At 53.9% G+C, this 10,178-nt stretch carries 5 protein-coding genes; 4 read left to right on the forward strand and 1 reads right to left on the reverse strand.

What is annotated here, in order from left to right; all coding sequences use genetic code 11:
- A partial coding sequence (locus EJP87_RS17665; protein WP_193771145.1) for a putative Ig domain-containing protein occupies positions 1-6,734 on the reverse strand: 6,734 nt, incomplete at its 3' end.
- Positions 6,735-7,067: 333 nt separating this feature from the next.
- Here EJP87_RS17665 and EJP87_RS04955 point away from each other — a divergent pair.
- The 4 genes from EJP87_RS04955 (at position 7,068) to EJP87_RS04970 (ending at position 10,008) form a co-directional block, all read left to right on the forward strand.
- Entirely contained in the window at positions 7,068-7,709 is a 642-nt protein-coding gene (locus tag EJP87_RS04955; protein ID WP_130470753.1) for a FecR family protein, read from the forward strand.
- A gap of 30 nt (positions 7,710-7,739) precedes the next feature.
- Entirely contained in the window at positions 7,740-8,687 is a 948-nt protein-coding gene (gene msrP, locus EJP87_RS04960) for a protein-methionine-sulfoxide reductase catalytic subunit MsrP (RefSeq protein ID WP_130470754.1), read from the forward strand.
- Between the two features lie 15 nt (positions 8,688-8,702).
- Positions 8,703-9,302 (forward strand): protein-methionine-sulfoxide reductase heme-binding subunit MsrQ, encoded by a 600-nt coding sequence (locus EJP87_RS04965; RefSeq protein WP_130470755.1) that lies wholly within the window; start codon positions 8,703-8,705, stop codon positions 9,300-9,302.
- A gap of 73 nt (positions 9,303-9,375) precedes the next feature.
- Positions 9,376-10,008: an SAM-dependent methyltransferase gene (locus EJP87_RS04970; RefSeq protein WP_130470756.1), complete on the forward strand. Its 633-nt coding sequence runs from the start codon at positions 9,376-9,378 to the stop codon at positions 10,006-10,008.
- Positions 10,009-10,178: the final 170 nt, after the last annotated feature.

Genomic DNA, 10,178 nt, shown 5'->3' on the forward strand with positions numbered 1-10,178 from the left:
ACCGGCTTGACCAATACCGGAGCATGGTTGCTGGTGTTTTGTACAGTGATGTCAAACAGATCGGCAACAGAAGCATTGCGGGAGTCGGTGGCGATTAACTTGACCTTGACCACTCCGGTATCATCCAAAATGGTGCCATCACTCTGCACCTGCAGGCTGGGAGTACCAAAAAAGGTGCCAGTCTCTTTGTCAAAATGGAGCCAGAAGGTGGAATCGGCTGCCGACAAATCCTGACCATCCATGGTAAAGGCCGAATAGGTCAGCTTGTCGCCATCCGCATCGTTGAAGGTATTGCTCGGTATCTGTTTGGAAAAGAGCGTCCCCACCTCCAGTGGGTTGACCAAGGCATTGTTGCCATCTGTCGCCTCAAAATAGCCCTTCAAGGAGGTGCTGATGGTCGGGGCATTGTTGGGCGGCAGAATGTGCAAGGTAATCACTTCCGAAACCGAAGCCCCGGATTGATCGGTGCCCGTCAAACGAATACTGACATCGCCAGCAACCGTCGGACCGCTGGTGCTGTAGAGACGATTGGTCGCCGCATCAAAGTGCAACCACTCGGCATTGCTGGTGGTAATCGCACTGCCACCGCTGAAAAAAGCGCTCATATCGACCCGATCACCAAACTTGCTGTCGCTGTCGGTAAAACGCCCCTGGGGCAAAATATATTGAAAGGCGCTGCCCTGCGTCAAATCAGGCACACTCAAGGTAACAGCGGAGTTGATGGTCGGCGCATCGTTGCTGTTGTGCACCAGCAAATCAAAATTGTCGGTCGCACTCACCCCGGTTTTGTCGGTGGCTGTCACCTGCAGACTCAACTTGCCCACCTTCTCGCCAGTGGAGAGAGTCAAAAGCGGCAAAGAGGCCAGATCTGTCGAGCTCGGTTTGCCATAGAAGGTGTTGGAATCTGCATCAAACTGCAGCCAACTGGGCAAGCTGCTGCCATCAGCCAGCTTGGTGGAGAGTTGCAACGGATATTTGCTCAAGGCATAGCCGCTGTTTACCGAGAAAGCGTTGCTCGGCAGGCTGAAAACAAAACCCTTATCCTGGGTTGCCACCTGGGTGGAAATGTTGCCACTCTGCAAACCGCTGCTGGGAATCACATGCAGGGAAACCAACTCCGATACCGACAAACCACCACCATCGGTTGCCTTGACCATCAGGTTGAGTTCACTCTCCGGGAGTGCGCTTCCGGCAGTGATGGTCAAAACTCCTGCCGAACTGATGGCAATGCTGGGCCGATTGGCATCGCTCAAACCGGTGCTACCCAACAAGGTGTAGGAGTAGCTCAACTTGCCGGTATTGCTCGGATCAATACCACTATCGGGATCGCTGAATACCGTGCTCAAATCTTTTTGCAGCAACACACCGGTATTGTGGCTGCTATCCTTCCAGACATTGCCAATGCTGCTCTGTACCGTTGGCGCATCGTTGAGATTATCCACCACAAAACTCAGATCCGTGCTTGCCTGCACACCTGCCTGATCGGTGGCACTCACCCGCACACTCCAGGTACCTACCTGGGCATTGTCAGGAGTACCCACCAAAATACCCGATCCACTATTAAAGGTCAGCCAGGAGGGCAAACTGCCAGCACTCAAGCCGCCCGGTCCACTGAGCAGAGTGGCTGAGAGTTTCAGCACATCGCCACTGCCCAAATCGCTATCCTGAAACAGAGTGGTCGGCAATTTATAATAAAAGCTGCCCCCTTGCTGGGCATGTTTGCTGATGGAGATGCTGCCCAGGGTGGCGCTCGGCGCATGGTTGATCACCACATTGAACAGATCAGAGGCCGACAGGCTGCCATCCGAGGCAGTGACGCGCACGGTCAGCGCCCCAGAGGCGCTCACCGGTACATTGCCGCTGCTGCTGAAAGAACGGGTGGCGGAATCAAAACCAAGCCAACCTGTGGTGGAGAGTGCTCTGCCATCCGCCAAGGTGGCGCTCAGATTCAAAGTGGCATTGGGATCCACCGCCATATCGATATCGGTAAAGGTATTGCCATCCACCGTATAGGAAAATCCCCGCCCCACCGTGGCAAAAAGATCTGGAATCTCCTTGCCAGCAGTCAAGGTCGGCGCATCATTCTTGTTGCCGACTGTCAAATCAAAGGTTGCCGAACTGGAGGGATAGATTCCCGCTTTATCATGGACCGTCAACTTGATCTGCAAGGTTCCCACATCGGCATTTTGTGGTGTGCCGACAAAAGTTTGGGAAACCCGATCAAAGACCAACCAGGAGGGCAGAGCCTGGCCATTGACCAAGGTTGCCTCCCAGGTCAAGCTGTCTCCGGCGTCGCTATCGGTAAACAACCCTTTGTCAAGCACCCAAAGATAGGAAGAGCCCTGTTCCACCGCATTATGGCCGGTGCTGCTGAACAGATTGGCATGATAGAGCGGCGCCGTATTTTGCTGTTTGACCACAAAGGTGACGACATCGGAAACTTTGGCCCCCACCGCATCGCTGGCCTCCACCCGGAAGGTGTAGGTGCCAATATCATCACTGCCCAAGGTGGTGGCACTATGCAGAGTGGTATCAATGTAGAAGGAGTTGGTTGTGCTGTTAAACTTTAACCAACTGGGGGTGGTACCGATAGCAATGGCCTGATAGCTGAGGGCATCGACCACCGCTGCATTGCTGCTGTTGGTCACCGTCAGCCCATATTTGACATCCTCATCGGTAAAGACATTGAGGGCGCTATTGCTTTTTTCCAAGGCATAAGAAAGGGTGCTGCCGGTTTCAAAGGTCACGCTGCCCATACGATTTTTTACGATCGGTGCATCGTTGACATTGTTGATGGTCACCGAGAAGGGATCGGAATCGACGGTTGCCCCAGCCCAGTCGGTAGCCCGCAACTTCAGGCCAGTTACCGGAGTGCTCACATCCGCATCACCCGGCGTACCGATCAAGGTGTGCGAGTCGGCATCAAAACGCAACCAGCTTGGCAAGCTGCCCACCAAAGAAAAACTCAAACGATCATAAGGCATGTCGGCATCGCGGAAAGCAGCCACCGGCAGTTCATACAAAAAGATGCGCCCATCGGTTGCCGTGCTGTCTGCCGGTTTGACATCGCCAATCTCTGCCGCAAATGTCGGAGCGGTATTGGCTTTGGTCACCAAAATCAGAAAATTATCATTGACGCTCGCCTGATGAGTGTCGGTGGCGGTGAGGCGCACCCCCAACAACATACCAATCTCATTTTCTGTCGGATTGATGGTCAAGGCACCAGTCGTTGTGTTGAAACTCACCCAGGAGGGCAAGGCCGAACCATCCTGCAAAGTCACCGTAAAGCTCAAATTATCCAGATCCGCATGATCGATACCGACATTCTCATCCAGATCAAGAAAATCGGCCTGCATGTCGGCTCTGCTGATGGTCAACTCCGGATCAAGCGAATTGGGGTTGAAGGAGACCGGTTTGCTGACCAAACCTCCCGCCACCACTGTCGGCGCATCATTGACATTGGTTACGTTGATTTGAAAACTGTTATCGGCAAAGGCATTGGCAGCATCGCTGGCGCTCACCTGAATGGTATATTGCCCCACATCACTGTTGCCCGGAATACCGGAAAAAACCATATGCCCGCTTAACGAATCCACCGTAAATTGCAGCCAGCTCGGCAAGGTAGTCGGAGTACCATTGCGCAACCATTTGGCACTATACTGCAGAGTATCCGCGGCATCGGGATCATGAAAATCGCTGGTGGCAAGGGTATAGCTCCAGGAGCCGGCCCCTTGTGCCAATGTGCTGTTGCTCCACGCCCCACCCACATAGGTGGGACTCTGGTTTAACGAGTTGACATGGATCACAAACTCGTCAGACTGGCTCAGTTGCGCCAGATCGGTGGCAATTATCTTGACTGTAATATCACCTATCGTTGCCGGAGCTGTCCCATAAAATTTATTGCTGGCCGCATCAAAATTTAACCAGGATGGCAGCGCAGTGTTGTCGCTCAGGGTGGCCGAATAGCTGAGCTGATCTGCAAAAACAAGATCGGGATCGCTGAAGGTGTTGGCGGGAACAGCAATACTGAAAGGCTTGTTCTGAATCAGATTCTGGTCAGCCATGGGAGTGACCAATAGCGGTGCATCATTGCCATTGGCAACGGTCAAGGTAAAGGAGTCGCTTACCTCTACCCCAGCCCGGTCAGCCGCAGTAACGGTCACAACGAGCGCATTGGTAGAAATATCCGCAGCGAGCGGAGTACCCGAAAAGAGGCCGGTGCTCGAATCAAACTTTAACCAAAAGCTGTTGCTGGTATCGGAGGCAGCAGCAAGCGTTTGGGTCTGTCCACCCACCAATACAGTGGCGCTGTAGGTCAAAGCATCATTCCAGACCTCACTATCCTGGTCGGCAAAGGTACTACTGCTGGACAGAGAGAAGACACTGCCTTGGGTAGCCGTTTGATCGGCAAACGCCTGGACCACGCTGGGCGCATGGTTATCCACCACAAAATCAACAGTAACCGCTTTGCTTAAGCCCGAAAGATCCTCTGCCATCACATGCAGATGATGCACCCCTTGGTGTGCGGCCAATTCAGTGTTGCTGCTGGTAATCACCCCGTCTGTCAGATGCAGCCAGGAGGGGAGACTGCCCTGATCATAATGGACCGTAAAGCTGAGTTGATCATGTGGATCGGGATCGATGAGATAGGTTGCCAGATGCAGTTGCATGCCGTTGGCCGATTGGTAGGCCAACAGATCCGGCAGCGGATGTGCCGCATCCAACTCTGGTGCCTCATTGACATTTTGCACCATCAACACATAGTTGACCGCAGCCGAGTCGGCATTGACCCCATTGATGGTAGCGGAAAACTGAATCACAATCGCCTGTTCGGTATCGACATCGTCAGGCAGCACACCGGTGAGATTGGCAAGCTCTCCGGTTGCGGCATTGAAGGTCAGCCAAGTGGGCAAGCCACCACCACCAAGCAGTTTTGCCTCATAGCTGACAGTCGCACCATTGGGGGCAACAAAGGTGTCGGGCGACAGATGAAAAGAGAGAGCTTCACCCTCTACCGCATATAAAAAGCTGGCCGACTCCACCTTGACATCGCTCAAAGCGGTCAACATATCCAAGGTTTGCTGATAGTGTTGCAGCGCCAGCTTTTCGGAGATCAACTCGCCGGTCGCTGAATCGGTCAACTCTTTGACCAGATTATTGACCGCTTCATTGTTGGCAAAGTCTTCCGTGGAGAGGGTAAAATCAATTTTTGCTGCGTTGGCAAGCAGTTCATCGCTCAGAGCGATACCATTGGCAGGATTGCCATCGAGATCAAGGGTTTGCAGCAGGCGAACGATATTTACCGCCACATTATGCTGCAGCGTTTCATCCGCAGTAGCCGCCTTGGCCAACAGGTCCGGGGTGACAATCGGCAATTTGCCATCTGCACCCATGCTGACACTGCCAATCACCACCCCAGCAACCGAAAAGGTCACTGTTTCACCGGGACGGAAGGAAAAACCACCCGTCGCATCGGTCACCCCAGAGTGGGTAGGTGTGCTGTAGTGGATGCCGGCAACGGCACTGTCGAGAAAGACACCATGGCTGAGGTTTAACTTGGGCGCCGGCAGCGGAGGCAGCGCTTGCGCCAATTGCGACAGATCACTGACAAACTCATGCCGTTCAGCCTCGGTCATCTTATCCAGGTTGATACCCAGAGTACCCTTGACCATGCTGCTGTCAAGATTGCTATTTTTGTAACCATCCAACAGATTTTGCACCAGCGCTGTTTGTTGGACATTATCGGTCGGGGCGTGGCTATCCTGTTGTGGGGTCTGGCTGGGCGCCACCGTGGGCAGCATCGATTTTAAGCGATTGATAAAATCCGCAGTAGCAACAAAGGCGGGTGATGGCCCACCATCCAGGGTCACCACCGTTGCGGTACCCGGCTGCAGCAAAGTCACCGTGCCGTTACCATTTTTATCGGAAACGTCGATCACCCCTTCGTTATGCAAGAGGTCGGTCTTGCCATCTTCGCCCACATTGCCCTGAAATTTACTTCCACGCACACCGATCTGGGCGGTCGGGGTTTTGATCAAGGTGTGACGGCCCGGATGTTGGGTCGCCAAATTACCGCTGGTATAGGAGAAGGCCCCCTTCATCACGGTGGCCCCAAACTCGCCCTGGCCGGCCGCCGGATTGAAGAGATATTTATTGATCAGCACCCGGGCTGCCGCACCCACTTGGAACAGGGTACCATCGACAAACTCCAACTGCACCTGCGCCCCATCGGTGGTCTTGACCTCTTCCCCCTCAAAAACGCTGTCCCCAGCCTTGAGGGTCCGACTCTCCCCCCCTTGACTGCGGGCGGTAGCGGAACCGGTGATCCCTTTTACCTTGCCAATCGCCCCACCCGGAGCTGCTGCAGGAGCCGCTCCCGGAGCAGCAGGAGCCGCCGCATCAGCGGGTGCAGGAACCGGCCCGGCTACCATCATACCGCTGGCCTCCAGCGGCAACAGCAACGAGACTGTCTCCGGCAACAAAAAGGCCCCATTGGGTGCGGTCAAAATCGGTGGCTCGGCACCACTGAAATAGTCTTGCACCAGATAGTGCTCCCCATTGGGTCCAGTGATCAGCAGATGATCACCCTCCCGTACAAACTCCCCTTCCAGGAAGATTGATGCCTGGGGTAACAGGGCCTCCCCTCCCAACGGGACAATACTCCCGTGAGCGCTCCAAGAGTTGGTCATCTCTTGTGGTAAAGCGAGTCCCTGCGTCAAATTCGGTGTAGACATGTCAGTCACCTTGGCTGCAAAAAAATGTGGCATTGCGGAGATGGCCATTCATTACGTTAGAACATGCGAATGTGCTTTTTCCCGCTCAAACTGCTCTCAACAACTCCTATCCCCTCTTAATACTCTTTCCTACCCGTTGCTGATTCTACCTGAATTTAATCAAAATTTCAACATTTTTTCCCAATGTTCCCCTCTTTCTTGGCGGCTACAAGCTGCCGATAAACTCTATTAATGATGACCGAACGGTCAACTAATTTTGATTGACGCACTCCAGCCTCTCTGTTATATCTCTCCTTACGCTAATCGGACACTTTTTGGCAGCGGAGTCGCGCAATGCCCCCTTACTCCCCGCAACGACGGCGCTTTTTGTGGCAAACTCTTCTCTCTACCCTTGCTTTGGCAAGCAAAGGCAATGCCAGCGACTGGCAACAGGGAATCCGTCGCCTGCAAGGAGAGCTACTGGTTGATGGAGAAGCGGTTGCAGCCGGTGCCCGTATTGCCCCCGGCTCGACTGTGCAAAGCGGTGCTGAAAGCCGTACTGTGCTGGTGATGGGGGCGGATGCCTATCTGATCGGCGCGCACACCTCCCTTACCTTTCATCCCAGCACGAACGCTCTTCCCCAACAAAGCAGTGGCTTTACTCTGCACAGTGGTCGCATTCTCTCTGTCTTTGCCAGTGGCAAAAAACAGTTGCAACTGCCCAGCATCCACATCGGTATCCGTGGCACCGGGATCTTTGTGCAAGCGGAACCGCTGGGGGATTATCTCTGCCTCTGCTATGGCAAAGCCGATATAGCAGTTCAAAATGCTGCCAATTACCAAGAGTTTTTGGATTCAAAACACCACACAGCGCGCCTGCTGGAGACCGGAAAACCGCTGCGTCCAGGAGCCCTGATCAACCATTCCGACGAAGAGCTGTTTATGCTGGAGGCACTGACCGGGCGTCTACCCAGCTTCTCCGATAGCCATTATTGACCTCATCCCTCTTGCCTAGAATGGTGCTGCATGCCTTTGCGCTGGAATCCCGATTTGACAGCGGCGGATGTCACCCCGGAAACGCTGTTTCGCCAACGTCGCTTGCTGATGAAGGGTGTGGCTGCCGCCAGCGCCAGCGCTGTTTTTTCTGCAGCCACCGAGCAGCTTTTGGCCGCTGCCCAAAAGGAGATTGCGGATGTTCGCAAAGGGGTGATCACTCTTGATGAAGCACAAACCCCCTTCAAGGATGTCAGCACCTATACCAATTTTTATGAGTTAGGCAGCGGCAAGACCACTCCGTCCGCCAATGCCGACCGTTTGCCCTTGGACTCCTGGCAGGTGAATATTGCTGGTGCCTTTCAACAAACCGGTACCTTTTCCATGGCGGAGTTGCTGCAACCCCATCCCTTGGAAGAGCGCATCTATCGTTTTCGTTGTGTTGAAGGGTGGTCGATGGTGATTCCCTGGATCGGCTTTCCGCTCAAGGATCTGCTGCAGCGGTTGCAACCGACCAAAGCGGCCCGTTTTATCTCTTTTGAGACACTCTATGATCCCAGCCAACTGCCGGGACAAAAAGAAAAAGTGCTGCCTTGGCCCTATCGGGAAGCGTTGCGTTTGGACGAAGCCATGCACCCACTGACCATTCTTGCTGTCGGCATGTATGGTCGACAGTTGCCCCCACAAAACGGTGCGCCAATCCGCCTGGTGGTGCCCTGGAAATATGGTTTCAAAAGCATTAAATCGATTGTGCGTATCAGCGCTGGCTATGAACAACCGCAGACCACCTGGAATCAGTTGGCTCCCGACGAATATGGCTTTTATGCCAATGTCAATCCGGAGGTGGACCATCCCCGCTGGCCACAAAATAAAGAGCGGCGTATCGGAGAGCTGTTGCGTCGTGCCACCTTGCCGTTCAATGGCTATGGCGATGAGGTTGCCAGCCTATACAAAGATATGGATTTGCATCACTATTTTTAATAACGGACTCTTTCCGTGCCGCACTTTCCTCCTCTCCTGCTTATGCTTTTGCCTCTGCTTTGGCAGTTGCTGCAAAGTGGACTGGATCTGTTGGGTGCCAATCCTGTCGAACATTGGCTGCGTTTTACCGGTGACTGGGCGCTCTGGCTGCTGCTGTTGACTTTAAGCATCTCTCCGTTGCGTCGCCTCCTGTCCATACCCACCTGGGCGAGCTGGCGTCGCCTCTTTGGTCTGGCCAGCTTTTTTTATGCCTCACTGCATCTGGCTATCTATCTGCTGTTTGAACGTGGGTTGGCATGGACAGAGATCCTCCAGGATCTGCGCAAACGCCCCTTTATCCTGGTCGGCTTTTTGGCTTTTGTACTGCTCTTGCCCTTGGCCATCACCTCCAGCCGCAGTTGGATGCGTCGCCTGGGGGGGGCCTGGCAACGCTGGCACACCTTGATCTATCCCGCCTCTCTTTTGGTAATCCTGCACTTTTTCCTGCTGACCCGCACCGATTGGCGCACGCCCCTGCTGCATGGGTTGCTCTTGCTCGTGCTGCTTGCTTGGCGTCTGCCACGAATGCGGCCTTTTTTATCTTTTCACTGTTCAGATAGCAAAGGAGTTGTTTGATGCGTCGTTTTTCTTTTTTGGCTTTCATCTGAAGAGCCGCTATCTCCAAACCAAATAACTTCAGGATTACACGATGTCCGAACTTGCCAAACCACGCCAGGAGGGTGATTTTCCGCACTGGGAGACTCTCTATCAAACCGAACCAGTAGAAAAAATGCCCTGGTATACCACTGCTGCCGATCAGGATCTGCAGCGGGTGATAGAGAGCCATGCCTTGCGCTCTGGCCATTTTCTTGATGTCGGCACGGGACCGGGAACCCAAGCGGCCTGGCTGGCCGCCCAAGGGCTAAAGGTCACTGCTACCGATCTTTCTCCGGCGGCTGTTGCTGCTGCTGCCGCCTATGCGCAGAGTCAGGGGGTTACTGTCACCACTCTGGTTGATGATATTCTGCACAGCGGCCTGACGGGCCCCTTTGACGCTGTTTTGGATCGCGGTTGTTTCCATGTGCTGCCTCCTGAAAGTCGCGCCACTTATGTGCAGACCATTTACCGTCTGTTGCAGGAGCAAGGGCTGTTGCTGCTCAAATGTTTCAGCCTCCAGGAGAGCACCATCAAAGGCCCCTATCGTTTCTCTCCAGAAACGTTGCACCCTCTTTTTGCCGACCATTGTCGGACTCTGCAGCAGTGGGAGAGCCATTATGAAGGCTCTTTGCCACAACCTCCCAAAGCTCTCTTTACACTGCTGCAATCGAGGAAAGGCGCGTGAGCGTCGATCTGCCCAACGCTTGGCTGGCGGGTTATCTGCTGGCAATCCAGAGAGAGAGAGAGAGAGAGAGAGTGACCCTCCTCGCAAGATCCCTAATCCATAAAAACAATAAACTTATTATGGAGCTCCAGGAGGAGATTATCTCCTCCTGGTGGGAGCAGGGCAAAGCC

It is taken from the genome of Candidatus Magnetaquicoccus inordinatus, from assembly GCF_004217665.1.
GTDB classification, from domain to species: domain Bacteria; phylum Pseudomonadota; class Magnetococcia; order Magnetococcales; family Magnetaquicoccaceae; genus Magnetaquicoccus; species Magnetaquicoccus inordinatus.